Below are 24,233 nucleotides of genomic sequence, written 5' to 3'. Positions count from 1 at the left end.
CTTGGAGTTGTCGATTGCCGGCCCCGGAGGTTGCCTCCTTCGGGGCCGTTTTCTTGCCCATCACGACGCGGGCGGCACGCGTTTCCTGGAGGCCCCGTGCTGCGACAGCAGCTTGTGGGCCCGGTATTCCGGTCCGGCCTGGTAGCTCGTCAGCCACAGCGCGTCGCGCTCCGGCAAGGCGACGCCGGAGGCGATCCGCTGTTCGAACTGCAGCGCGCGGCGATAGCGCGCGTCCGGGGTTTCCAGGTCGGAGATCTGGTGCACCTGCGCCGGCTGCGGCGCCGGCGCGGCCTTCAGGCTTTCCATCACCGCCGCCTCCCGGTCGGAGAGCGGCTTGGGACCGGTGGCCTTCTTGCGGACGGCGGCGGCGGCTTCGATCTTCGCAGTGGCGTGGCTTTCCCGCGTCTGCGGGAAGGCGAGCACGCTGGCGTTGTGCTGGTAGGCGGCGCGCTGCGCGTCCATGACGGTGCGCGGCGTGATCTTGCGCTTCTCGCGGCGAATGTCGGCGAGCGCCGCTTCCTCCAGCGCCTTCTGCATGGCGCGGGCCCTGGCGATGGTCTCGACCGGATCGGCACCGGACAGCGACGGGCAGATGGCCTCGCCCAGGTAGGTTTCCCCGTCCGGCTCGAACAGCCACAACCGGCCGAGATCCTCCGGGTCGCGGCGGCAGAACACCTCGCGGCCCGGCAGCACGCCGAACGGCACGTAGTAATCGCGGTCCACCTTCACGCCCTGCTTGGTCACCCGGCGCAGACCGTCCTTGCCGGCCACCGGCGCCAGCAGCACGTCCAGGCTCGCCGGATCGCTGATCGCCCGGATGCTGCCCTGCCAGGCGCTCGCGACCTGGAACGGCGTCTTGCGCTTCAGCGCCTCGTGAGGCGTGTGCGCGTATTGCAGCGCCGCCCAGCGGTCGGCCTCGGCCTGCAGCTCGGCGCCGGTCAGATCGACCTGGAACAGCACGTCGTCGTCGGTGCCGAGCCGCGCCGAGAACGCCTTGCGTGCCTCGATCACCTTGCGGTCGGCGACGGAGTGGCCGATGAAGCCCGGCAGGGTCGCCGCGCAGTCGCGCTGGAACGTGCCGATCACCCGTTCCACCGCGCCCTTCTGTTCGGGCGAATAGGCGGCGGAAAAGTCCTGGACGATCCCGAGCGCGTCCATCAGCCTCCGGGTGGCGGTCGCCTTGAAGTCCGAGCCGTTGTCCGTCTTGATCGTCTCCGGCACGCCCCAGGTCAGGATCCCCTTGCGCACCATCATCCCGACCGCCGCCGCGCGCGGCGTCTCGGTGAAGAACAGCAGCACGCTGCGCGAATAGATTTCGGTCAGCATGTAGAGATTGCGCCGGCCTTCCTTGGTCATCACGTCGGAGGGCGAGGCGTCGATCTGCCATAGCTCGTTGAACCGCTCGGCGCGGGTCGCCCCCGTTGCCGAGAAGCGGACCTTCGACTTGTAGGCGTCCGGATCGGTCAGCCGCATCAGCTCGTTGCGGTGGCTGTCCTTCCAGCCTTTAAGGGCGTTTTGAAACGTCCTTAAAGGCGGCATCGGCACCCGTGCCTGTCCCCTGGCGCCGTCGACCAGGACACTCTGCCCGAACTCGGCGAGCGCGGCGTTCCTGATATGCTTGGCGCTGAGGAACTGGTTGGACGCGTAGAGCGCCAGGCAGTAGGACCGCAGCCGCCCGCCCTCCGCCCGGTCGAGCACGCCGGTGCCCTTGCGCGCGTTCGACGGATCGAAGGCGAGCCGGTTGATGTCTCTGCGCATCTCCTGGCGCCAGCGCGCCAGCGTGCGCAGCGACACCCGCTTCACCTGCTCCTTGACCCACTCCGGCACGGGCACCTGGCCGGCCTCGTAGAGTTGCGAAAACAGGTGATCGGCCGAGGTCGCACCCATGCCGCTTTGCGCGCGGAACCGTTCGGCCACCTTGAGCACGATCAGCCGCGCGTCGCGGGCGCTGCGCTCGACCGGCGACAGGCTGACGTCCGTTTCCGTAACGAAGTCCTCGCGCTCGATCCGCACGAACGTGCCGGCATAGGCGAGCCGCTGGGCGAGCGGCAGCAGGTCGATATGGTATTCGAGCCCGCCGCCGCCCTCCCGGCCCTCGCGCCGGCGCGCCAGGCCGGACGCGGCCCAGCCGTCCCGGTCGATCAGCTTCTGCACCCCGCGCTTGGTCGAGGGAAAGCCGTCGAGCCGGAGGTCCGCCAGTTCCTGGGCCGTCATCCAGAGCCTCATGCCGGTTCCCCCCGCCGCGTTGCGTTCCGGCGATCGGCATAGATCTCCTTGTAGGCAATGTTGTACTTTGCCCTCATTTCCTGGGAGATCTCTTCGCCTTTCTTGATGCACCTGCGGTAGGCGTTGCAGGCCCGGCGCAGTCCGCAATCCGATGACTGGTCATCGCAATCCGGCAGCTTGCAGGAAAAGCACGGGTGAATATCGACGTGTTTCATGCCCCCCTCCTCAGTTGCGCCTGCAGCAGCCGGCGCCGGCTCTCGATCATCTTCTGCTGGTCCTCGATCAGGGCCAGCTCGATCACGTTCTCGTAGCGCTTGGGGATCACCACCAGGTCGAACGGCTCGGCGACGAAGCCGAGCAGCTCCGTCCGGCCGGTCGCCTGGATCAGCGCGATGAAGCGCTCCAGGGTGATTTGGTTGCCCGTCTTGGCTTCCGAGGCGTCCGCCTCCAGCGTCGTCACCGTGACGCGACGGCCGAGCTTCTCGCTCATCAGCCCGGCGATCGTGGTGCGGTCCTTGCCGCTTTCCTTCATCGCCCTGGCCACGGCGCGGCTGATCCGCGACGCAAGCCGCGTGCCCTTGATGGCGCCGGGCTCGTAGCCGACGCTGACGCGCGGCGGCTGATAGTCCTTGAACAGATCGTAGGTGTATGGGTCGCGAGGGTTACGCATCGAACCAGTTCTCCCTCTTGGCCAGGGCGAGGATCTCCGCCTTGTGCTGGCGGAACACCGCCGACCGGGACGCCCTGGGCAGTTTGATCAGGCTGTCGGACACGGTCCGGAACAGCCGGTCGGTGGGTGATGGCGGGCGCTTGCCGTCGATCAGCATCAGCGCCTCGGCGGTCGAGCCCGCCTGCGGCGGCTCGACGAAAATCAGGTCCAGGACCGTCTTCTGCAGCCCCGCGTCCAGCGCGGCCAGCGCCTTCAGCTCGCTCTGCTTCTGCGCCAACGCCGTGCCCTTCAGCCGCTCGCGGCTCTCGCGCGACAGGCCCTCGAAGATCTGCACGGCGAGCTTTACGGCGCTGAGTGATAGGCCAGTGCTCTGTGCTGCATTCTGGCAAAAGCCAAAAATTGGCTCTTGATTTTCTGCTTTGTTTTTCGTGGCTTGACTCTTGCGGTCGCCGCCGTGCTTCGTTTCCGGGTGCAGCGCCTCGTAGATACGCTTCAGCTCGGCCAGCGCCTCGCACCGCTCCAGCGCGGTGAAGTCCTTGCGCGCCAGGTTCTCCAGAACCTCGTGCAGCCGAAGCTCCTCGGCCCGGTGCGCGCCCGTGGGCTCCAGCACCCGCGCCTCGATCGTCTTCCACTTGCACAGCCTGGCCGCCGCCAGCCGGTGCCCGCCCGCGACCAGCTCGAAGCCCGTCTCCGTGGCCGCTACGTCGATCGGCGTCTTGTGCCCAACCTCGGCGAACATGCCGGCGAGCGCCTGCGCCCACTCCGGATCGATGTCCCTGAGCCGTCCCTCCGGGACCGTGATGTCGGCGATCTTGATCGATTGAACCTGCATGATCTCTTGAACTCTTGCCCTGTCGAATGAAACCGGGTGAAAGGAACCGGGCGGCGATGCTCTGCGGCACCTGCTGCCGCCCGGCTAAGGCTGGGAGGAAGGGCCGATGGGGCGCCTTGCTCCGGTCACTCCGAAGGTCCCTTTCCCGGGTGACTGGAGGGGGATTGGCCGCGCCGGGCGGCCTTGGCCTGGGCGGCGAGATACGGATCGCACAGCGCGTCCTCCTCTGCCTGTTCGGCCGCGCGTGGATAGAGGAAGATGTACAGGCCGAGGCCGAGCACGATCAGGGCGGCCAGTCCGCCGATGATCCCGCTCAGGGCAACGAGCGGGCACATCACGCGGCGCCTTCGGGGACATCGGCGATCAGCGGCTCGACCTGCCAGCTCGCGCCGCCGATGCCCCAGCTGTTCAGGAACCTCGCCAGCGACGACGGCAGCCCCTCGAACGCGAACACATGGGCGTCGCCCGCCAGCAGCCCGCTCTTGCCGATGAGCCGGCTGGGGCCGCCGGCGACGTCGACCGCCTCCAGCACGCCGGTGAACCAGTACCGCCGGCCCGAGGCGCTGACCTTGGTCAGCACGTAGCCGACAGGCTCCGCCGCGCCAAACATCCGCGCGGTCTCGGCGGTCTGACAGGCGAGCCTCATCACGCGGCCCTCCTGTCCGGCGCGGCCGTGTCTTTCTGACTGGCCTTCCTGCCTTCGTATTTGCTAGAAAGGATCTTGTTGCGCCGCTTCGGATAGCGGTCGGGAAACAGAGCCTCGACAGGCTCGCCCAGGAAATCAGCGATCGCCCGTTCGGTCGGTTCGTTCGCGCGGGTCCAGATGTTTCCGGTTCCGCCGCGCGACAGTCCGTAGATCTCGGCAAGGCCCGAAAGGGTCATGCCCCGGCGGCGCAGCTCGGCGAGGATGGTATGACGGTCCCACTGGGGCTTGGTCATCGGCTTCTCCTTCAGGAAGCGGATGCTGCAACATCCGCTTTTTGTTGGCTTTGTGTGTGCAATGTCCGCGCTGCAAATCAGGCGGAATAGGTAGGAGTATGCAGAATTTCTCTGTTTTGTAAACAGAGTTTTTCTGCGATCAAAAATGGCAAGAAAATCAGTGACAAAAACGCCGTTTGCGGAAAGGCTCACGGCCGTCCGAATGGAGCTTGGTTATTCGGCGCGCTCAGCATTCGCCGAACATCTAAACATGAACTCAGAAACACTCGGCGGCTATGAACGCGGCGATACATCGCCGGATCTCGATTTTCTGGCGATGTATAAACAGAGGTTTTCTGTAAATCTAAACTGGCTGATCGCCGGAGAGGGCGAGATGTTCGCCGGCATGCACGCCGCCGGCCAACCGACCGGCTATGAGGATGAACTGGCCCGGATCGAGGCGGGACTGAACGCCTTTGACACCTTTCCCATCAATCCCGCCGCAATGCCGCCGGAGGCGGAGGCTCTGTATCAAGCGCTCCAGAAAATCGTCACGGAAACGGACGATGACCGCGCCAGGGCACGGGCCGATCTCCATCTGCGCCTGGCCTTTGGTGACGCCGCGGCGGCGGAACGGCAGAAATTCCGCCAGAATTCCTTTATCAAGCGGTGGGAGGCGGCCAACGCTCGTCTTCAAACCGCGCTGCATAAGGTTGAGTGGGAGCCACCGCTCGGCCTCACGGAAACGCTTAAGGCTCTGTCTTTTGGCTACGGCCTTTCCGAGCAAGACCTCGGCGATCTGCTGAGATCAATACGGTCCGCCTGCCGAGACGCCTGAAGCACGTTCTCCAGGCGACGACAGGTTGTATTCCATCCGGCCGCAATCTGTGCATTGATAAGGCGCCGGTCCATTTAAACGGCCGTTGTTCGATTGTTTTAAGGGGGGGTAAAATTGCGTTCCATATCCATTGCGGCCACCGCCGCCGCCTGCCTGGCGCTCGCCGCCTGTGCCTACAAGGCGGAGACCATATCCACACCCGCCTATAACGTGCCCTTGTCCTACACCGCCAAGATCGGCGGCAAGTGGCTTCTGGCCGTCGACACGGACCGCTTCTCGACCGTGGTCCGCTCCTCGGGCATGCAGTGCGCCGCCCATAACTACCCGCTCGACCTCAAGGGCAGCTTTGAGACCTCGGTGCGCCAGACGCTGGAAAACGTCTTCCAGGATCTGGAGGTCGTCGAGAAGCCCGTGCCCGCCGACCAGCTGGCCGCGCGTGGTGCGCGCGGCATGATCTCCATTCGCGGTGAGGACATTCGCGGCCGGCTCGATGTCATCCCCGGCTTCTTCACCTCTGCCATGCGCACCCGCGTCGAGCTGGCCACCGCCGTCACGGTCGACGGCCGCAGGGGCCGCCTGCTCGGCGTCACCGTCGACGGCGACGCGGAAGCCGATGGCGAGGCGGGCTTTGCCTGCGAGGGCGGCTCCAGGGCGCTGGCCGAGGCCGCCGGTCAGGCCATGCGCGACAATCTCCGCGCCGTCGCCGAGGCGCTCGGCAACGCGTCTCAGTTGCGCTGATCGCCATCGCTGATCGGCCGGTTGGCGAGTTCCCACCTTGCGGCCGTTACTCTCGATCGCGTCTCACCGGAAAGCCCGCAATTCCGCCGTTTTTGCAAGGTGGGAACTGGTCAACATGACTGACCTTTTCAGTTCCCACCTTGAACTTGCGCGCCTGTTGATTTCTCTACGCTTTTTCAGATGGCATAAGAGCGGCGCATCGCCGCTCCGGCCGTTTCTGCCATCCGAACTTGCGCGCCACTTTCCAGCACTCCCCACCGCGCCCCACCGGCAAACGGCCGAATTCCGCCAAATTCCCCGAGATCACGGATCTCCCCGCCTCTCCCCACCCCTGCCATCCGTACTTGCGCGTTACACATTGCCTGTTGGCTTTCTCCGGCCTGATGCGGTTTATTGGTCGCCCTGCTTCGTCGCACCGCGCGCCCGGCCCTCGCATGATCAACAAGACCATCCGTTCGAACCACATCGCCTTCGTCTCCAGCGACACCGAGGAGGCCCGGGACTCGCTCACGGTCCTGGTCGATCGCTATGGCATGTGCCCGCCCGAGGATGCCGACGTCATCGTCGCGCTCGGCGGCGACGGTCTGATGCTGCAGACGCTGCACCGCTTCATGAACACCGGCACGCCGATCTACGGCATGAACCGAGGCTCGGTCGGCTTCCTGATGAACGAATATCGCGAGGACGACCTGCTCGACCGCCTGTCCGCGGCCGACGTCACCACCATTCACCCGCTGCTCATGGAGGCCGTCGACCAGTCGGGACACCGCCACAACGCCCGCGCTGTCAACGAGGTCTCGCTGCTGCGACAGACCTATCAGGCCGCCAAGCTGCGCATCTCCATCGACGGCCGCGTCCGGCTCGAGGAACTCGTTTGCGATGGCTGTCTGGTGTCCACCCCGGCCGGCAGCACCGCCTACAACCTGTCCGCCCACGGCCCGATCCTGCCCATCTTTGCGCCGATGCTGGCGCTGACGCCGATCAGCGCCTTCCGGCCTCGACGCTGGCGCGGCGCCCTGCTGCCGAACCGCGCGGTCGTGCAGATCGAGGTGCTCGAGGCGGCCAAGCGCCCGGTCAGCGCCGCGGCCGACCACACAGAGATCCGAAACATCGCCTCGGTCACGGTGCGCGAGGACACGAGGTCGGAATGCCTGATCATGTTCGACGCCGAGCACGGCTGGGACGAGCGCATCCTGACCGAGATGTTCCGCTACTGACCCGGCGGAGCGAAACCCAAAATTAAACCCCGGCGATCACACTGGACGTCAGGCTGGGGTAAGGCTGTGCCGACACGATGCCGACAACGGACAGGCCCGCCGGCACGATGCCGGCAAGGGACCGACCCGCCGGCCGGCAAGCGTCGGTCCGCGTGAGGGTTATGGAGGGTGAGCGGCGATGAGCGCCAACGAGGATTTCGACACCGAGGCCTATGAGATCGTCACGCCCCCGACCGACCTGCGCAAGAAGGTCCGCGTGCTCAGCCCCCGCGAGGCGGCGAAGTTCGATCCGGTGAAGGCGGCCGAGGCGGCGCTGGAGTGCTTGTCCTCGCATTTCGACTCCTGGATGGGCAAGGAGGTCGACGACCTGTTCTCCGCCTGGAGCGCGATCCAGGCGGACGGCATGGACAAGGCCCACCTGCAGACGCTGTATCAGGCCGCCCACAACATCAAGGGCCAGGCCCAGACGCTCGGCTATCCGCTGGTGGGCTCGGTCGCGGCGAATTTCTGCCACCTCATCGAAAGCATCGCCGACTCGCAGGACCTGCCCCTGCCGCTCGTCGGCCAGCACGTCGAGGCCATCCGCGCGATGGTCGCCGAGAACGCCCGCGACGATGCCAACCGGACCGGCGTCGCGTTGCTCGCTCGCCTGAAGGACGTCACCGAAGACTATCTCGAGAAATACGCCGCCCGGACCGCCCCGACGCAGTCCTGATCGGTCCGGAGCCGCTGCGGCGCACGCCGCGTTCAGGCGGCGGCCAGCGCTCGCGACACGAAAACCCGCGCCTCCTCGCGCGCCGCCTCCAGCGCAAACTGGCGCAGCAGGCCGACGATGTCTGCAGCCTCCTCGCCCGCCTCGCCCCGCAGCCGTCGCACCGCCTGCTCCATCGCCGCCCGCACCTCGGCGGCCGTCCGGTTGCGGTCGAAGTCGGGATCCTCGACGCGGTAGAGGTCGATGCAGGCTCCGAAGGCGGCGAGGCTGCGCGGCGGCAGGCCGGCCTTGCGCAGCAGCGCGCGGATAGCCGCCGGCCGCCCCGCCTCGAGCAGCGTCCGCGCCCGCCCGGCCGGCAGCCCGGAAAGCACCGCGATCGCCGCGACGAAAAGCTTCAGGTTGCCGGTTCCTGCGGCGCGCAGCAGCAGGCGCGTGGTCAGTTGTCCGGTGGCACGCAAATGCTCGACCAGGTCCAGCACCTGCCGTTCCGCGACGTCGCGCACCAGGGACAGCGTCACCTTTTCCTCGGCGTCGACCAGGAAGGCCTCGGCGCGGTGCTCCGGTCCCTCGAACAGGGTCATCGCGCGGCTGCGCAGCCCGTCGGCGAGTGCCTTCAGCAGCATGTGCCGGACCGTCAGCGGCAGATGCTCGCGGCTGAGCAGCAGCGCGCGGATCTTCCCGTCCTCCGCGAAGCGCTCGGCCATGCGCGTCAGGCTGAACGGCACGATCTCGGCCGTTTCGTTGGCGAGTAACGCTTCGCAGGCCCGAGCCGGAGCCACCTCGGCCAACGCGGCGGCGGCTGCCGCACCAAGGTCGATCCGCCGCGCGATCGCGCATTGCACCGCCTCGTCGCCCTCGGCGGCCAGGTCGACGAGGTCCGCCTCGCCGATCAGCGGCGAATGCTCGAGCACCACGCAGGCGATCTCGCACCTGTCCTGGGCGAGCGAGGCGATGATGTGTTCGGGAACGTTCGGCTGGCGCGCGAAGGCATGGGCGATCGCCAGCCGCACCTCGGAGGCGGGATCGTCGAGCAGGAAAGTGAGCGCCGCCTCGGCGGCCTCGCGGTCCTCCCCCGTCATCTGGGAAAACAGCCAGGCACGCGCCAGCGCGCTTGTTGCCTCGGCCCGTAACTGTGCGGGCGCCGTCTCGATCCAACGCAGGAAATCCCGAATGATCATGGCCTGAACCGAACCAGAAAGCCTTCGACTGACAAGAGGACATCAGCTTGCCATGCAAAGGCTTAACGTTCGGTTCACCATGTTTCTGCGCTCGTGCCGGACACCGGACCGACCTAGACCGGCGGCATGAGTTCCCGCGGTTCTTCCCGATCTCGATAGGACAGGAAGCGGGTCAGGTCGAGCGGCGCCTGCTCGGCGCCGGCCGCCAGTTGCGCCGCGACCACGGAGGCTCCCGACCCCCGTGTGAACGGTTGCGCGCCGGACGCAGCCGTGTAGGACGACAGGAAACTCGCCCCCAGGGTGCCGGACACCGAGCCTGCCCCGGTGCGAAACAGCGCCTCGAACGGCGCCGCCGTTTCCGTCGCCTGCCAAGCGCTGAGCACCCGCTGTAGCGCCGGGTCGAGATCGGGCAGATCGGCTTCGTCCTGGCCGTTCCCGATCGCCGCCGGCGCCGCCGGCGCTTCGCCGCGTGCCGAGGCGATCATGGTGATGCCGTCATGCTTGCGCACCAGCACGTCGTAGACGTCCGCAAGACTGCGCGGTGCCCCCGCGGTGGTGTAGAAGATCGCCTTGTTGGCCTTCGCCTGCGCCGGAAACAGCCGGTCGGCGCGCGCGTCCGGCGTCGTCTGCGCCGCGTCGATCAGCCGGCCCGCACCGTTGGCGCCGAGGAAATGGGCGATGTAGAGTTCGCCCTGCGACGCGTCCCGGCCAAGTTTCTGAGATAGGTACGCGCCGTTCTTCTGGGTCAGCGCACCGGCCATCAGCGACGCGATGTCCGGATCCTTGCGCAGGTCGAGGATCTCCTGGCGCATCTGCGGATCCCGCACCCGGTACGTGCCGCCGCGGGTTCTCTCGATCTGGTCGGCATATTTGGATAGACCGTGCCGCGGACCGGCTTCCTTGAGGGTCTCGAGCCAGGTCGATTCGATAAACTGGAACAGGCCGGTCGCGCTCGACGTGCGCGCTTTCGCCGTCGTGTCGAACGAGGATTCCCGGGCGGCCGTCTTCATGAGGTAGTCGAACGACGTTCCCGTCGTGCTACTGGCCGTCTGGAATGCCTGCTCGATCCGTGACGCGATCGAGGTGGAATCAGCGACGCGCATGAGTCCGTCTCCTCGATGGAATGGTTACCGACACATTAACTTCTTCCCGAGCCGGTTAACAAATGGTTAACAGCCGTTAACATTTGCCATGCGGCGACCGCTTTTCCCGTCGCGGCGCGCCTGGGCTCGCAAGAAGTGCCGATGCCATCGGTCAGACGACCGGCCGCTCCATCGCGAAACCCTCCGTGACGGCGCAGTAGTCCTTGTAACCGAGGCGGGCCAGCGGCTTCAGACGACCGATGTCGACTCGCCCGCCGGACAGCACCTCGTCGGCGATGTGGATGCCGAGGACCTGGCCGATGACCAGCCAGGATCCGGTCTGCGCCCCGTCGAGGTCCGTCAGCCGGATCGTCTGCAGGTGCCGGCATTCGAGCGCCGCCTTGGCCCGAGCGACCCGCGGCGCGCGCACGCAGACCGACCGCGCCGGCGCCAGACCCGCCAGCTCGAACTCCGATTGCCCGGGCGCCACGGCAGCGGACGAGGCGTTCATCTCGTCCTTCAGGTCCAGGCTCGCCAGGTTGCAGACGAACTCGCCGGTCGCCTCGATGTTGGCCACGCTGTCCTTCCAGCCGAGCGAGGAGAACATCACCATCGGCGGCGCGTCGCAGACCGCGTTGAAGAAGCTGTAGGGCGCCAGATTGGCCCGCCCCTCGCGGTCGAGCGTCGAGATCCAGCCGATCGGCCGCGGCGCGACCAGCGCCTTGAACGGATCGTGGCGCAGGCCGTGGTCGTTCCTGGCCGTCTGATAGAACACCGTTTCAGCCCTCTTCCCAGACCGACGCCACCGAGTCGAGATCCGGGCGCGACCGTTCGAACGGCGCCTGTGTCGGCGTCCCGATATGGATGAAGCCGGCGAAGCGCTCGCCGTCGCGGCGGCCGAGGAAGGCGCTCGCCGTCTCGTCGAAGCAGCACCATTCGCTCAGCCACTGCGCGCCGAAGCCGCTCGCGCTCGCCGCGGTCAGCAGCGTCATGCACGCGGCGCCGGCCGAAAGCTCCTGTTCCCACACCGGGATCTTCGGATGGGCGGCGGCGCGGCTGAGCACGCCGACGACCACCGGCGCGCGGGTGAAGCGCGTCAGTTCCTGCGTCCGCCGCATCTCGTCCAGCGGTCCCTCGCGCGCCTCGGCGATTTCCAGCAGCCGTTGGCCGATGCGTTCGCGCGCCGCACCGCGATAGACGACGAAGCGCCATGGCGCCAGCTTGCCATGATCGGGCACCCGCGCCGCCGCTGTCAGGATCCGGTGCAGCGTCGCCTCGTCCGGTCCGGGGTCCGACAGCGTGGTCGAGGGATGCGAGCGGCGCGTCAGCAGGAAGTCGACGACGTCCGGGCGGGCAGGCGAGAATGGGGACATGGCGGGCCTTCGGATGGGATGAGAACGTTTGAAACGGCGGCGGGCTGTGCGCAATGACGTATGCCTCCCCCGTCACTTGTCAACCGGCTCTGCAAAAGGACTTGAAATTGCCAGATTTTCAAGGTCACAAGACGGTTTGACAACCGACCGCGCAACATCGATTGCGCGAAGAGGCCGGGTTTGGCGCGTGACAGCCATCGACGGGGGACGACGACTCGACCATGAGATGCTCCGCAGTGTTCCGCCTTTCGGCCTCATGCCTGTCCGGTCTTGTCCTGCTGATAGCGCTGGTCGTTGCCCCGGCCGCCCAGACCATTCCCGAAACGCCACCCGTCCCCGAGACCAAACCGGATCCGAACGCGCCGGCGTCGCTTGAAACGCCGATCGAGAACCTGCTCGACGGAGAACCGGTCTCCCGTTTCAGCGACACATTGGTCCCCTATGCTCCCTCCGCGACGTCCCTTACCGGACAGCCGGGCGAGATGGACAAGGGCGCGCTCTATCTCGTCGCCCGCCTGTCCGACGGCGGCCCGACCCTGTCGGACGGTGTCATCTGGCGCATCTACAGCGAGACGCCCAACAGCAACGGAAACCTGGAACTGGTCGCCACCTCCATGGGCGGCGACGCGGAGTTCCGGCTCGACCCGGGCGCCTATCTCATCCACACCGCCTACGGCCACGCCGGCGCGACCAACCGCCTGGTCGTCGGCCGCGGCGTCTATTCCAAGACCGTGGTTCTCAATGCCGGCGGCGTCCGGCTCGATGCCGCACTCGGCGACAACAGGCACCTCGGCGCCGAAGTGGCCCGCTTCGACATCTTCGGCATGGACTACAACGAGCAGGGCGAACGCCAGCTGATCACCACCAACGTCGGTCCGGAAACGATCGTGCGGCTGAACGCCGGCACCTATCACGTCGTCAGCAGGTACGGCGACGTCAATGCCGTGGTCCGCGCCGACATCCGCGTCGAACCCGGCAAGTTGACCGGCGCCACCGTCTACCATCAGGCGGCCGACATCACTCTCAAGCTGGTCAACGAACCCGGCGGCGAGGCCATCGCCAACACCTCCTGGTCGGTGCTCACCCCCGGCGGCGACATCGTCGTTGAGGCCAGCGGCGCCTTCCCCGACTTCGTTCTGGCCGCCGGAGAATACGAGGTGATCGCCCGCAACAACGGCGTCAACTACAGCCGCAGCTTCACGGTCGTCTCCGGCGAGGATCGCGAGGTCGAGGTGCTGACCTCCTCCGTCGTCGCCAACTGAACAGCGGTCCTGACAGCATCGGCGCGCCGCCCGGCTCCACGACTAGGTCCGCCAGCAGCGTAGCGCGACCGCCCGCACGTTCAGGCTGATGGGAACCCTCCAGCTTTGTCATCCCGCACGCAGCGAAGCGACGATGCGGGATTTCTGAGACGCAGCGTCGCCATTGTCATCATGTCGAGACGGATGAGCTTCGGGCTCCCCGATCCGGGTCTCGCGTTGCTCGCCCGGGACGACATCGGGAGAAAAGGCAGACGCTGCCGCCACCCGGAGGCGCGCCCAGGGCGCGCCTCGTCCTGTTAGCCGCAGGGGATCGGCCTATGCACCCCTCGCCCGCTTGACGTCCGGCGGCACGGCTTCCTCGGCGAAGGCGGCGATCGCCTCCTCCAGACCCATCGCCACCTGGTCGGCCTTGCCCAGCCGGCGGACGTTGACAGTCCGTTCCTCCGCCTCGCGCTTGCCGCAGACCAGGATCACCGGGGTCTTGGCCAGCGAGTGCTCGCGGACCTTGTAGTTGATCTTCTCGTTCCGGAGGTCGAGATCGGCCCTCAGGCCCGCCTTGGTCAGCGCGGCATGTACCTCTTTGGCGTAGTCGTCCGCCTCCGAGGTGATGGTCGCCACGACGACCTGGCGCGGCGCCAGCCACAGCGGGAAGTGGCCGGCGAAGTTCTCGATCAGGATGCCGAGGAAGCGCTCCATCGAGCCACAGATCGCCCGGTGGACCATGACCGGCGTTTTCTTCTCGCCGTCCTTGTCGACGTAGAAGGCGCCGAACCGTTCCGGCAGGTTGAAGTCGACCTGGGTCGTACCGCACTGCCATTCGCGGCCGATGGCGTCGCGCAGGGTGTATTCGAACTTCGGCCCGTAGAAGGCGCCCTCGCCCGGCAGGATGCCGGTCTTGATGCGCCCACCCGACTGGTCCTCGATCTGCTTGAGAACCCGGGTCATCACCTCTTCGGCGTGATCCCATAGCGCGTCGGAGCCGACGCGCTTCTCCGGCCGGGTCGACAGCTTGACCACGATCTCCTCGAAGCCGAAATCCTGGTAGACCGACAGGATCAGGTCGTTGATCTTCAGGCACTCCGCCGCCAGCTGCTCCTCGGTGCAGAAGATGTGCGCGTCGTCCTGGGTGAAGCCGCGCACGCGCATCAGCCCGTGCATGGCTCCCGATGGCTCGTAGCGGTGCACGACGCCGAATTCGGCCATGCGCAGCGGCAGGTCGCGGTAGCTCTTCAATCCGTGCTTGAAGATCTGCACGTGCCCAGGGCAGTTCATCGGCTTGAGCGCGAACAGGCGCGTGTCCTCCGCCTCGGTATCGGCGCACTGGACCGCGAACATGTTCTCCTTGTACCAGCCCCAGTGGCCGGAGGTCTCCCACAGCGAGGTGTCGAGGATCTGCGGCGCGTTGACCTCGTCGTAGTCGGCGGCCAGGCGCCGGCGCATGTAGGCGACCAGGCTCTGGAACAGGCTCCAGCCCTTGGCATGCCAGAACACGACGCCCGGGCCCTCCTCCTGGAAATGGAACAGGTCCATCTCGCGGCCGAGCTTGCGGTGGTCGCGCTTCTCGGCCTCCTCCAGCATGTGCAGATAGGCCTTCAGTTCCGCCTCGTTCGCCCAGGCGGTGCCGTAGATGCGGGTCAGCATCTCGTTGTTGCTGTCGCCGCGCCAGTAGGCGCCTGCCACCTTCATCAGCTTGAAGGCGTCGCCGATCTGGCGCGTCGACGTCATGTGCGGGCCGCGGCACAGGTCGAGCCAGGTGCCCTGCTTGTAGATCTTGAGTTCCTGATCCTCGGGGATCGCGTCGACCAGCTCGACCTTGTAGGTCTCGCCCTTGGTCAGGAAATGCCTCTTCGCTTCCTCGCGCGACCACACTTCCTTGGTGAAGGCGGCGCCGCGGGCGATGATCTCGCGCATCTTCTTCTCGATGACCGGCAGGTCCTCGGGCGTGAACGGCTCGTCGCGCTTGAAGTCGTAGTAAAAGCCGTTCTCGATCACCGGGCCGATGGTCACCTGGGTGCCCGGCCACAGTTCCTGTACGGCTTCCGCCATCACATGGGCGGCGTCGTGGCGGATCAGTTCGAGCGCGCGCGGGTCGTCACGGGTGACGATCTCGATGCGGGCGTCGCGCGCGATCGGATCGGCGAGATCCTTCAGTTCGCCGTCGAGCGCCATCGCCACGGCCTTCTTGGCCAGCGACTTGGAAATGCCCTCGGCGATCTCGGCACCGGTGATGCCGGGAGCGTATTCGCGCACGGAATTGTCGGGAAAGGTCAGATGGATCATCGCGTCTCTCCGGCTCACTCCTGCAGACGAGGCAGGTAAGCGTCTAGGGTGTTTGAACCGCGCCTGACATAGGCGATTTGCACCGCCGCGGCAACCTTCCTGCGCGGAGCGCCTCTATGCACCTTGTCATGCCGGGGAGGGCTGGGATCCAGGCATCGGGGCACCGTTCAGACTGAATCACCGACGTCGACGGTTACTGGATCCCGGCCTTGTCGCCTACGCGCCGAACCGGATGGCAAAGGCGCCGCCGCCCGGATCCCCATGACCTGCGGCTCTTCTACCGGCTCTCCAGCCTCCTGACGAACCAGCGGATCAGTTGGTCCCAGACCGCGTCCTTTTCCGCCGAGTCCTCGACGCCGTGGTCGAGGTTGGGATTGTCGTTGACCTCGATGACGACGACCCGGTCGCCGACCGACTTGAGGTCGACGCCGTAAAGGCCGTTGCCGATCAGCCGCGCCGCGCGCACGGCGATCTCGACCACCGCCGGCGGCGCCTCCGACAGCGACACCGAGCGGAAGCTGCCCTCTTGCGAGTTCTTGCCGTCCTCGTGCTTGACGATCTGCCAGTGCTTCTTGGCCATCAGGTACTGGACGGCGAACAGGGGCTCGCCGTCGAGCACGCCGATGCGCCAGTCGAACTCGGTCGGACAGTATTCCTGCGCCAGGATGATGTCGCTGTCCTGGAACAGGACCTTGAGCTTCTCGCGGATTTGCTCGTCGCCGCTGACCTTGAACACGCCGCGGCTGAACGAGCCGTCGGGGATCTTCAGCACCACCGGCGATCCGAGCCGCTCCTCCAGCCCCTCCGCTTCCTTGAGCGAGGACAGGATGACGGTCTTCGGCGTCGGCACGCCGTTCGCCTCCAGCAGCTCGGCCAGATAGACCTTGTTGGTGCAGCGGATCATCGACACCGGATCGTCGATGACCGGCATGCGTTCCTGCACGGCGCGGCGTGCGAAGCGATAGGTATGGTTGTCGATGTTGGTCGTCTCGCGGATGAACAGTGCATCGTACTGCGCCAGCCGGTCGAGGTCGCCCTTGCCGATCGGCACCAGCTCGATGCCGTGGCGCGCCGCCACCTTGGCCATGTACTTGAGCGAGGCGATGCTCGATGGCGGCAATTCCTCCTTCGGGTCCTGCAGCACCGCCAACGAGTATTTCATCACCGCCCGCTGCTTGGGCGCTCGCCACGGCCTGTGCGTGTAGCGCTCCAGCGAGGTCATGAGGAAGGCCCGCGCCTTCGCTTCCAGCTCGGAGATCGCCACCGGCTTGATCTTGCGGATTCGCCACCACTCGCCCGGCTCGACGGCAACCTCCAGGATCGGCGCGCGATACCAGTCGAACAGCAACCGCCCGAAGGGTTCCAGCAACGGGCTCTCGGTCTGGCCGAGACAGACCAGGATGCGGCTGAGCGGCAGGCCGGTCGTCCCCATCCGGCGCAGGCACTGGTTCAGGCTGTCGTCGAGTTCCGGCAGCGCATGCCGGTAGAGCTCCTTGCGCGACAGCTCGATCATCGTCTCCACGCTCGGCAGCACCCGGTGCTGGCGCGCCTCGGCCAGCAGCGAGGCATAGTAGCCGGCGCCCTGGTAGGTGTAGGAGCGCGACAGGTTGATGATGTTCGGATTGACGCCGGTGAACAGCTTCGGCCGCATCAGGTAGTCGCGCACCGTCATCACCTTGTGCGGCGTGTCGGCGTTGGAGACGTCCTTCAGGCTGTCGACGATCAGGACCCAGGTCGCCATCAGTGCTGCGCCTTTCTCAACAGGACCTGGGCGCGCACGCCGGTGCGGCCCCATTTCGCCATACGGTCGAACTCCGCGTCCGGAATCGGCAGGTTCGCCGCGTCCGCCGGGCTCTCGTGCCGCTCGTGCTCCAGCCAGGGGTCGTGAATGATCAGGTGCCGGTCGTCCTTGTCGTGGACGAGCACCCAGTGCGGCTCGCGCCGGCCAAACATGCGATAGCCGGAAACCAGCACCAGAGCGAGGGCCCCGTCCTCGATTTCCCCCGCCAGTTCGCGCGCCGACAACGGCGGCGCCCCCGACGTCACGCCGAGCACCTGCGCGTCCCGGCGATAGCCCTCCTGCACCACCCGCATGACCTCCTGCTTTTCCGGATCGCGGACCGAATTGAGGAACAGCGGTTCGTCGGGCGACAGCCGCACCTCCGCCTGCAGACCTCGCCGCGCCGCCGCCGTCGCCAGCCCGAACGGACCGCAGCCGCCGTGACCGGAGGCGAGGTAGATCGTCGTCGCCTCGCGCCACAGCGTCAGTTCAGTCAGGGTATCGGTCTCGAAGCTGGTGTCGAAATGCTTCAGGGCCATCATGGCGCAGGCGGGTCCGCAGGTGAATTCGGTCGTTTGCGCGTAATAAGGCGCCTGACCTGCGGCAAGACTTGGGCCATGCAGCAGTTTTTCCATCCGGATCGCCGTGCAGCCGTCCTCGTAGTAGTCCGGCACGACGCCGCAGCGGCGATAGCCGGACCGCGCATAGAGCCGCAGCGCGGCGGCGTTGTCCTCGCGCACCTCCAGGCGCAGCACGATCCGGTCGTCGTCGAAGGCCGCCTGCTCGCACGCCTTCAGCAGACGCGCCGCCATACCGGTGCCGCGGGCCTCCGGATCCACCGCCAGCGAGTAAAGCCGCGCCAGCGCAGTGCCCCGGCGCAGCAGGATCAGCGCATAGCCGGCGATCCGGTCGTCCGCCTCGGCCACCAGCAGGCGCGCCGTCGGGCTGTCGAGGAACCTGCGAAAGCTGCGCCGCGACATCCGGTCGGTGGTGAAGCAGCGGTTTTCCAACGGAACCAGCGCGCCGACATCCTGCGGTCGGGCAGTGCGGACGGTGACGTCTTGGATCAGGTCAGGGACGAACGACACGGCAAGCAACCGGCTGGACTGGGATCAGGGCATCGGGGCGGGTCGGCGGGACGAAGCGGCAGGGCGGATCCGGACGCGCCGCCTCGCCCCCCCGCGGGTCGCCCACCTTCCCCGGCTTCCTATCGATTACATCCGCTGCGCCGAACTGTCGCGTGCAAATCGCGGCGATCCCCAGGCGGCGGCCCTGGCGACGGTACCGCTCAGACGGCGGCCTTCGCTCGCTCGCGGGCCGCCGCACGGATCGTCTCGTCGCGCTTCTGCTTCTCCACCGCCTCCTGCCCGCCGCGGGTCTCGGTCACCAGCGACAGCTGCGCCTCGGAGTCCTGATCCACCGGCGTCAGTGCCAGGTCGGTGTAGGACTTGCGGTCAGGCGACCGCTTTATGCCGCGGTAGATCAGGTAGAAGCGCGCGACCGTGCTGACGATCGCCCAGTGTTTCCTCACGATCTCGGCGATGTAGCGCGGATAGAAGCTGAACGGGCTCTCGATCGGCAGCCCCGACCGGCGGTCGGTGCGGGTCTTGATGCGGAAATAGCCGCCTTCCAGCGGATGCACGCCCTCGTAGCGGACCATCAGGTAGAACCACATCATCAGGAACAGCTTGTTGCCCGGCCGGCCGCGCGGGCTCGCCGCCGCGCGGCGCAGCACGGTCGCGACATGCTCCTCGCTGTAGTAGCTGTCCCAGGCCGCCCGGTAGGCCTCCTCCCATTCCTCATCCGACATCTTCGGGTGATGACTGACTCGGTGGTTGAGGTCATACTTGTTCAGGTCCGGATCCATCCAGATGCCCTTGTCCAGCAGCACCTTGTGGTCCTCCGAACCCGGCAGCGGCGTCAGGAAGAAGAACTCCAGCAGGTCGAGCGGCAGCTCGCGCTTGATGATCTCCACGTCGCGCAGCACCGACTCCTTCGTGTCGCCCGGGAAGCCGATGATGTAGCCGGCATAGGTGGTCGCGCCATGGGCGCGCCAGGCCTGCAGCATCTCGCGGTATTCGGTGATCTTGTTCTGCCGCTTCTTGGCGGCCATCAGGTTGTCCGGGTTGATGTTCTCCAGCCCGATGAACACCCGGTTGACCCCGGCCCTTGTCGCCTTCTCGATGAAGTTCTCGATCCGGTGGCACAGCGTGTCGACCTGGATGATGAACTTGATGTCGAAGCCGTCGTCCTCGCGCAGCTTGATCAACCGGTCGAAGAATTCCTCCCACTGCCTGTTGCGGGCGAAATTGTCGTCGGTGATGAAGAAGCGGTTGATCTTCTGGGCGTAGTTGTCCCGGATGATCCGCTCCAGGTCGTCGGGCGAGCGGAACCGGCTCTTGCGGCCCTGCACGTTGATAATGGTGCAGAACGAGCACTGGAACGGACAGCCGCGGCCCAGATCGAAGCTGGAATGGGAACCGGCGGTGAACTGGATGTGCTTCGACGGCAGGATCGGCGTCGGCTCGCCCTCGAGCGACGGCAGATCCTTCATGAAATTATAGATCGGCTTCAGCGCGCCCGCATAGGCATCGCGGAAGACGTCGTCCAGCCGCAACTCCTCCGCCTCGCCGGCGAAGAAGGAAATGCCGAGCTTCTGCGCATCGACCATCTCCGGCGGCATTTCCTTCAACATCGACATGCAGCCGGAGACGTGGAAACCGCCGATGGCAACCGGCAGGTCCGCGGCAAGGAACCGGCGCGCCAGGTCGACGGCGCGCGGGAATTGGTTCGACTGCACCCCGACCAGGCCGATCAACGCCTTGCCGCCGGAGCGCTTGATCATGCCGATGATCTTCTCCGGCTTCACACGCGTGTTGGTCTCGTCGAAGGTGTGCAGATGGATCCGTACGTCCGCGCCCAGCGCCTGCCTCTCGTGGGCAGCTTCCGCCAGGCCGTTCAGGCAGGCCAGCGTGTTGGACGGAATCGCGGACCGCAGCCACTGGATCGGGTAGCCATCGTCATCGTAATGCGTCGGCTTGATCATCACGAAATGAAAATCGTTGTCTGCCATGGCGGATGCTCTCCCTTGACGCAAGGGTTGCATCCGCCCGCTGCAAGGTCAACAGGGCGATACACGGCGCAACGACCGGACCGGCGGCATGTGTTTCCCGCCGGCGTCGTCGCGTCCTCTGCGTCAGTCCAGCCTGTGCTCGGGCCGGATGTGGCGGCCGGTCCAGCGGCCATAGCGCCACGGTGCGTACCAGCGCGCCTGCGGCGGCAGCGCCTCGGGGATCGGATCGTAGCCGGACGCGCCGAACGGATTGCAGCGCAGGATGCGCGCCAGCCCCATCCAGCCGCCGGCCCACAGCCCGTAGCGGAGGATCGCCTCCTCCGTGTAGTGCGAGCAGGTCGGCGCATAGCGGCAAGCGCGCCCCATCACCAGCGACAGCGAATGCCGGTAGATCCAGATCAGCGCCAGTCCGAGGCGGGCGGGCAGCGAGATCGGCCTGCCCTCGGACGTCGCGGACGGAGGCTTCGTGCACATGAGAGGTCCTTTGCGCCCCGGCCGGGCCGCGGTCAGACCGCCGCGCCGCCGGCCTTGATCGTTTCCGCCCGCAGCGCCTCGATCTGGTCGAGGGCGGCGACGACCGCATCGAAGGTCAGCAGGGTCGAGGCGTGACGCGCCTTGTAGTCGCGCACCGGTTCCAGGAATTTCAGGTCGGCGAAGCGCCCCTCCGGCGGAGGACCGCCCTCCTTCAGCATGGCGATCATCTGCCGGCGCAGATCGCGCAATTCCTGCGCGCTCGCCCCGATGATGTGGCGCGCCATGATCGACGAGCTCGCCTGGCCCAGCGCACAGGCCTTCACGTCGTGGGCGAACTGCGTCACCACATCGCCGTCCAGCACGAGATCCACCGTCACCGTCGATCCGCACAGCTTGGAATGCGCCTTCGCGCTTGCCTGCGGATGCTCCAGCCGGCCGAGGTGCGGGATGTTTCCCGCGAATTCCAGGATCTTGGAGTTGTAGATGTCGTCGAGCATTCTCGCCTCTTGATCGCGTCGGACGGCTTTTCACCGGCACGTCGGTTCCTATATAGATCAGGCGCGGGGACGGTTTCGCAAGGCTTTGGCGTTCGATATGCGATTGCACCGCGACGGCGGCCAAGAGTCTGACGGCCGCTCTCCGGTCCCCGCCTCGATCCCAGGGGGCGCGGCATGGCGATCACGTCAGCGCGGTCCGTGGCGATGATCCGGATTGCGGCAGGCTTCGTAGTGACCCATGATGAGACCATCAGGCGAGGATTTGCAATGGACGCCATCTTGAAGCCGGTCGGGAACAAGGCCGTACGCAAGGCCCCGCACGAGGTCGCGCGGCCGAGTCGCGAGGAAGCGGAAGCCGCCGTGCGCACCCTTCTGGCCTGGATCGGCGACGATCCCGAGCGCGAGGGTCTGCTCGACACGCCCAAGCGCGTGGTGAAGGCTTACACCGAGGTCCTCGGCGGCTATTTCGAGGATCCGGAGGAGCATCTCCAGCGCACCTTCGAGGATGTCGGCGGCTATGATGAACTCATCATGGTGCGCGACATTCCCTTCCACTCCTTCTGCGAACACCACATGTTGCCGTTCATCGGCACCGCCCACATTGCCTATTATCCCTCCGGCGGTGTCGTCGGCCTGTCGAAGCTCGCCCGCGTCGTCGACATCTACGCTCGCCGTCTCCAGACCCAGGAGCACTTGACGGCTCAGATCGTGTCGGCCATTGACAGTCACCTTGCACCGCGCGGCCTGGCCGTGATGCTGGAAGCCGAACACCAGTGCATGACCATGCGTGGGGTCCAGAAACAGGGCGTATCGACGATCACGACCCAGTTCACCGGCGTGTTCCAGGACGACCCCAGCGAACAGGTGCGCTTCATAACCTTGGTACGCGGCGGCAGCAGGTAGCCCCGTCGCAGGGACGGAGGGCAGACTTGACGACGTCTTCATTCTCGCCGCGCGGCTCGAAGCAGGAAATCGAGTCCGGCACCGCCTTTCAGCCGAAGTTCGACGAGAACGGCCTGATTCCGGCCGTGGTCACCGATGCGGGCAGCGGCGAGTTGCTGATGGTCGGCTACATGAACGAGGAAGCGCTGCGCCGGACGGTCGAGACCGGCGAGGCGTGGTACTGGAGCCGCTCGCGCGGCGAGTACTGGAAGAAAGGCGGCACCTCGGGCCAGGTCCAGACCGTCCGCGAGATCCGCACCGACTGCGACCAGGATGCCATCTGGTTGAAGGTCGATGTCGCGGGCAACGGCGCCACCTGCCACGTCGGCTATCGTTCCTGCTTCTATCGCGCCGTCCGGCGCAACGACGACGGCGGCGTCACGCTCGCCCTGGTCGAGCCGGAAAAGGTCTACGATCCCGGCGAGGTCTACGGCAGGGACCAGGGCTGAACGGGCCAGGCGCCGCCGGGCCGGCGGCGCTGCCTCTCATGCCATGGCGATGTAGCTGCGCATCTGCTCGGCTTCCTGCTCGACCTGCGCGATGCGGTGCTTGACCACGTCGCCGATCGAGATCAGGCCCGCCAGCTTGCCCTCGGCGACGACCGGGATATGGCGGAACCGTCCCGAACTCATCCGGGCCATGACGGCGTTGATCGAATCCTCCTCGCGGCAGGTGACCACCGCCCGCGTCATGCCGTCGCCGACCGGCAGGTCGAGGATGCCGGCCCCGGAGCGGCCGATCATGCGCACGATGTCGCGCTCGGACACGATGCCCTCGATATGTCCCTTGTCGTCGGTCACCACGATGGCGCCTATCCCCTTCTCGGCCAGCATCTTGCAGATCTCCCCGAGCGTTGCGCTCGAGCGCGCGGTGACGACGTCCCGCCCTTTGTGATTGAGGATTGAGGCAACAGACATTCTTGGTCCTCCCGGATTCGCGCGTGGCCGACACCGGCCATCGCCGGATTGCCTGCGTTGCGACATTCGTCATCATGGCAAGAAAACCCGATGCTGCGCAAACACGCAATCAACGCTTCGGCACCAAAGGCTTATCCCGATGCGGGTGGCAGGGGCCGGCGCATCGCCCGTGCCGGGTTTCGGCAGGCGGCCGGCGCTGCGCCGCATCCCGGACGCAATCCGCCGCCGGCCTGCGAGGAGCTTGCGTCACCAGCGCCGGACGGGGTCGAACAGCGGGAACAGCGCCAGTCCCGCCAGGAAGCCGCCAATATGGGCCTGCCAGGCGATGCTGGCATCCTCTCCGGTCAGCGGCGCGCTCCACAGGCCGAACAGCAGGTTGATGCCGAACCAGACCGCCATGAAGCCGAACACCTGCGGATTCGTCAGGGAACGGAGCAGCGGCACCGCCGGAATCCGGTAGGCGCCCGGGTCCGTCCGGCGGATCGCGCCGAGCGGCCCGCCGAGTTCGAACACGAACCGCAAGGCGCCGGCCATCTGTCCCGAGACAGCTGCTGAGGCCCCGATCATCGGCACCGCCTCGCCGAAATGGGTCGCCAGATGCGCCGCCGCCCCGCCGATCGCGCACAGGGCGCTGAAGGCGAGGAACCGCGCGGTACCGAACCGGCGTGCGAGCGCACTGCCGAAGGTCGCCATCCACAAAAGGTTGAACAGCACATGGGCCGTGCCGCCATGCAGGAAGGCGTAGCTGAGGAAGCCCCAGGCATCGGCCGCAAGCCCGCCCGGCGCGCTGCCGCTGGCCAGCACCTCCGGCACGTAGCGGACCGGCCAGAACGCGAACAGCACCAGCACCTCGTTGTCCGCCGGAACGCTGAGAACGTGATAGCGGACCAGATGGATGGCGATCAGCACGGCGCCCAGCGCGACGACGACCGCCGGCACGTTGAACGCGGGCTCGCGCCGCTCGGGGAGATCGAAGGGAGACGGATCGGTCATTGCGTGCCCGTGCTGGAGGAACCCCACTGACTTAAGGCCCTCCGGCACGCACAGCAAGCCGCCGTTGTATCGCGCCGGCATCGCCTCGTCCGCACGGTCCAGCGAACAAGCGAACGCCCGTTGCCTCTGGCACATCTTCGTTTTCGTCATCCCGCACGCAGCGAAGCGGAGATGCGGGACCGGTGAGCCGAGGCGTCGCCGTGTTCGTCTCGTTGAAAGGGATGGCTTGGG

At 66.6% G+C, this 24,233-nt stretch carries 26 protein-coding genes; 7 read left to right on the top strand and 19 right to left on the bottom strand.

The genetic code is table 11. The features are described 5' to 3' along the window. Window positions 1-60: 60 nt before the first annotated feature. The 7 genes from SL003B_RS08385 to SL003B_RS08355 all read right to left on the bottom strand — a co-directional run bounded on the left by SL003B_RS08385 (window position 61) and on the right by SL003B_RS08355 (window position 4,667). Entirely contained in the window at window positions 61-2,226 is a 2,166-nt protein-coding gene (locus SL003B_RS08385; RefSeq protein WP_041375445.1) for a DDE-type integrase/transposase/recombinase, read from the bottom strand. After that, complete coding sequence (locus SL003B_RS08380) at window positions 2,223-2,441, bottom strand: hypothetical protein (RefSeq protein ID WP_013652405.1); 219 nt, start codon at window positions 2,439-2,441, stop codon at window positions 2,223-2,225. Before SL003B_RS08380 ends, SL003B_RS08385 begins: the two co-directional genes overlap by 4 nt. Then, a complete protein-coding gene (locus SL003B_RS08375; RefSeq protein ID WP_013652404.1) occupies window positions 2,438-2,896 on the bottom strand; it encodes a hypothetical protein in 459 nt (152 codons plus the stop codon). The genes SL003B_RS08380 and SL003B_RS08375 overlap by 4 nt, the downstream gene beginning before the upstream one ends. Beyond that, complete coding sequence (locus tag SL003B_RS08370; RefSeq protein ID WP_013652403.1) at window positions 2,889-3,728, bottom strand: ParB/RepB/Spo0J family partition protein; 840 nt, start codon at window positions 3,726-3,728, stop codon at window positions 2,889-2,891. The genes SL003B_RS08375 and SL003B_RS08370 overlap by 8 nt, the downstream gene beginning before the upstream one ends. Window positions 3,729-3,853: 125 nt before the next feature. Further along, complete coding sequence (locus SL003B_RS08365) at window positions 3,854-4,063, bottom strand: hypothetical protein (RefSeq protein WP_041375444.1); 210 nt, start codon at window positions 4,061-4,063, stop codon at window positions 3,854-3,856. Continuing rightward, window positions 4,063-4,374: a hypothetical protein gene (locus SL003B_RS08360; RefSeq protein ID WP_013652402.1), complete on the bottom strand. Its 312-nt coding sequence runs from the start codon at window positions 4,372-4,374 to the stop codon at window positions 4,063-4,065. Before SL003B_RS08360 ends, SL003B_RS08365 begins: the two co-directional genes overlap by 1 nt. Further along, window positions 4,374-4,667, bottom strand: a complete 294-nt coding sequence (locus SL003B_RS08355; RefSeq protein ID WP_013652401.1) for a helix-turn-helix domain-containing protein — start codon at window positions 4,665-4,667, stop codon at window positions 4,374-4,376. The genes SL003B_RS08360 and SL003B_RS08355 overlap by 1 nt, the downstream gene beginning before the upstream one ends. 202 nt (window positions 4,668-4,869) lie before the next feature. Here SL003B_RS08355 and SL003B_RS23670 point away from each other — a divergent pair, with 202 nt between their 5' ends. From SL003B_RS23670 to SL003B_RS08335, 4 genes are all read left to right on the top strand, one after another. Then, window positions 4,870-5,484 (top strand): helix-turn-helix domain-containing protein, encoded by a 615-nt coding sequence (locus tag SL003B_RS23670; RefSeq protein ID WP_193371725.1) that lies wholly within the window; start codon window positions 4,870-4,872, stop codon window positions 5,482-5,484. A gap of 114 nt (window positions 5,485-5,598) precedes the next feature. Continuing rightward, a complete protein-coding gene (locus SL003B_RS08345) occupies window positions 5,599-6,222 on the top strand; it encodes a hypothetical protein (RefSeq protein ID WP_013652399.1) in 624 nt (207 codons plus the stop codon). A gap of 434 nt (window positions 6,223-6,656) precedes the next feature. Further along, window positions 6,657-7,439 carry an NAD kinase gene (locus tag SL003B_RS08340; RefSeq protein WP_013652398.1) on the top strand — a complete coding sequence of 261 codons (783 nt, stop codon included), beginning with the start codon at window positions 6,657-6,659 and terminating at the stop codon, window positions 7,437-7,439. Window positions 7,440-7,617: 178 nt separating this feature from the next. Beyond that, the gene (locus SL003B_RS08335; RefSeq protein WP_013652397.1) at window positions 7,618-8,154 is read left to right on the top strand and encodes an Hpt domain-containing protein; all 537 of its coding nucleotides are present in this window, start codon (window positions 7,618-7,620) and stop codon (window positions 8,152-8,154) included. 32 nt (window positions 8,155-8,186) lie between these two features. Here SL003B_RS08335 and SL003B_RS08330 read toward each other — a convergent pair whose 3' ends face one another. The 4 genes from SL003B_RS08330 to SL003B_RS08315 all read right to left on the bottom strand — a co-directional run bounded on the left by SL003B_RS08330 (window position 8,187) and on the right by SL003B_RS08315 (window position 11,784). Beyond that, on the bottom strand, window positions 8,187-9,329 hold the full coding sequence (locus SL003B_RS08330; RefSeq protein ID WP_013652396.1) for a DUF2336 domain-containing protein: 1,143 nt from the start codon (window positions 9,327-9,329) through the stop codon (window positions 8,187-8,189). 113 nt (window positions 9,330-9,442) lie between these two features. Continuing rightward, window positions 9,443-10,432 carry a lytic transglycosylase gene (locus tag SL003B_RS08325; RefSeq protein WP_013652395.1) on the bottom strand — a complete coding sequence of 330 codons (990 nt, stop codon included), beginning with the start codon at window positions 10,430-10,432 and terminating at the stop codon, window positions 9,443-9,445. Between the two features lie 151 nt (window positions 10,433-10,583). After that, window positions 10,584-11,186 carry a flavin reductase family protein gene (locus SL003B_RS08320; protein ID WP_013652394.1) on the bottom strand — a complete coding sequence of 201 codons (603 nt, stop codon included), beginning with the start codon at window positions 11,184-11,186 and terminating at the stop codon, window positions 10,584-10,586. Between the two features lie 4 nt (window positions 11,187-11,190). Beyond that, entirely contained in the window at window positions 11,191-11,784 is a 594-nt protein-coding gene (locus SL003B_RS08315) for a nitroreductase family protein (RefSeq protein ID WP_013652393.1), read from the bottom strand. A 221-nt stretch (window positions 11,785-12,005) separates the two neighbouring features. Here SL003B_RS08315 and SL003B_RS08310 point away from each other — a divergent pair, with 221 nt between their 5' ends. Then, window positions 12,006-13,046 (top strand): hypothetical protein, encoded by a 1,041-nt coding sequence (locus SL003B_RS08310; protein ID WP_049792567.1) that lies wholly within the window; start codon window positions 12,006-12,008, stop codon window positions 13,044-13,046. 315 nt (window positions 13,047-13,361) lie between these two features. On the opposite strand, the gene thrS is transcribed toward SL003B_RS08310, so the two are convergent. The 6 genes from thrS to SL003B_RS08280 form a co-directional block, all read right to left on the bottom strand. Continuing rightward, complete coding sequence (gene thrS, locus SL003B_RS08305; protein WP_013652391.1) at window positions 13,362-15,326, bottom strand: threonine--tRNA ligase; 1,965 nt, start codon at window positions 15,324-15,326, stop codon at window positions 13,362-13,364. A 277-nt stretch (window positions 15,327-15,603) separates the two neighbouring features. Beyond that, complete coding sequence (locus SL003B_RS08300) at window positions 15,604-17,067, bottom strand: RimK family protein (RefSeq protein ID WP_013652390.1); 1,464 nt, start codon at window positions 17,065-17,067, stop codon at window positions 15,604-15,606. Continuing rightward, window positions 17,067-18,194, bottom strand: a complete 1,128-nt coding sequence (locus SL003B_RS08295; protein ID WP_242390356.1) for a GNAT family N-acetyltransferase/peptidase C39 family protein — start codon at window positions 18,192-18,194, stop codon at window positions 17,067-17,069. Before SL003B_RS08295 ends, SL003B_RS08300 begins: the two co-directional genes overlap by 1 nt. A gap of 200 nt (window positions 18,195-18,394) precedes the next feature. Then, entirely contained in the window at window positions 18,395-20,179 is a 1,785-nt protein-coding gene (locus SL003B_RS08290; protein ID WP_013652388.1) for a B12-binding domain-containing radical SAM protein, read from the bottom strand. Window positions 20,180-20,302: 123 nt separating this feature from the next. Further along, window positions 20,303-20,653, bottom strand: coding sequence for a membrane protein insertion efficiency factor YidD (yidD, locus tag SL003B_RS08285; RefSeq protein WP_013652387.1), 351 nt, complete (start codon window positions 20,651-20,653; stop codon window positions 20,303-20,305). A gap of 32 nt (window positions 20,654-20,685) precedes the next feature. Further along, window positions 20,686-21,150 carry an iron-sulfur cluster assembly scaffold protein gene (locus SL003B_RS08280; RefSeq protein WP_013652386.1) on the bottom strand — a complete coding sequence of 155 codons (465 nt, stop codon included), beginning with the start codon at window positions 21,148-21,150 and terminating at the stop codon, window positions 20,686-20,688. A 267-nt stretch (window positions 21,151-21,417) separates the two neighbouring features. Between SL003B_RS08280 and folE the strand changes: the two genes are divergently transcribed. Further along, the gene (folE, locus tag SL003B_RS08275) at window positions 21,418-22,053 is read left to right on the top strand and encodes a GTP cyclohydrolase I FolE (protein ID WP_013652385.1); all 636 of its coding nucleotides are present in this window, start codon (window positions 21,418-21,420) and stop codon (window positions 22,051-22,053) included. Between the two features lie 26 nt (window positions 22,054-22,079). Further along, the gene (hisI, locus tag SL003B_RS08270) at window positions 22,080-22,541 is read left to right on the top strand and encodes a phosphoribosyl-AMP cyclohydrolase (RefSeq protein WP_013652384.1); all 462 of its coding nucleotides are present in this window, start codon (window positions 22,080-22,082) and stop codon (window positions 22,539-22,541) included. Window positions 22,542-22,577: 36 nt separating this feature from the next. On the opposite strand, the gene SL003B_RS08265 is transcribed toward hisI, so the two are convergent. Together SL003B_RS08265 and SL003B_RS08260 are read right to left on the bottom strand one after the other, a co-directional pair. Continuing rightward, the gene (locus SL003B_RS08265) at window positions 22,578-23,009 is read right to left on the bottom strand and encodes a CBS domain-containing protein (protein ID WP_013652383.1); all 432 of its coding nucleotides are present in this window, start codon (window positions 23,007-23,009) and stop codon (window positions 22,578-22,580) included. A gap of 246 nt (window positions 23,010-23,255) precedes the next feature. Beyond that, window positions 23,256-24,002, bottom strand: a complete 747-nt coding sequence (locus tag SL003B_RS08260) for a rhomboid family intramembrane serine protease (RefSeq protein WP_041375963.1) — start codon at window positions 24,000-24,002, stop codon at window positions 23,256-23,258. Window positions 24,003-24,233: the final 231 nt, after the last annotated feature.

Source organism: Polymorphum gilvum SL003B-26A1, from assembly GCF_000192745.1.
GTDB lineage: Bacteria > Pseudomonadota > Alphaproteobacteria > Rhizobiales > Stappiaceae > Polymorphum > Polymorphum gilvum.
This window is presented reverse-complemented; position numbering and strand designations above follow the sequence as displayed.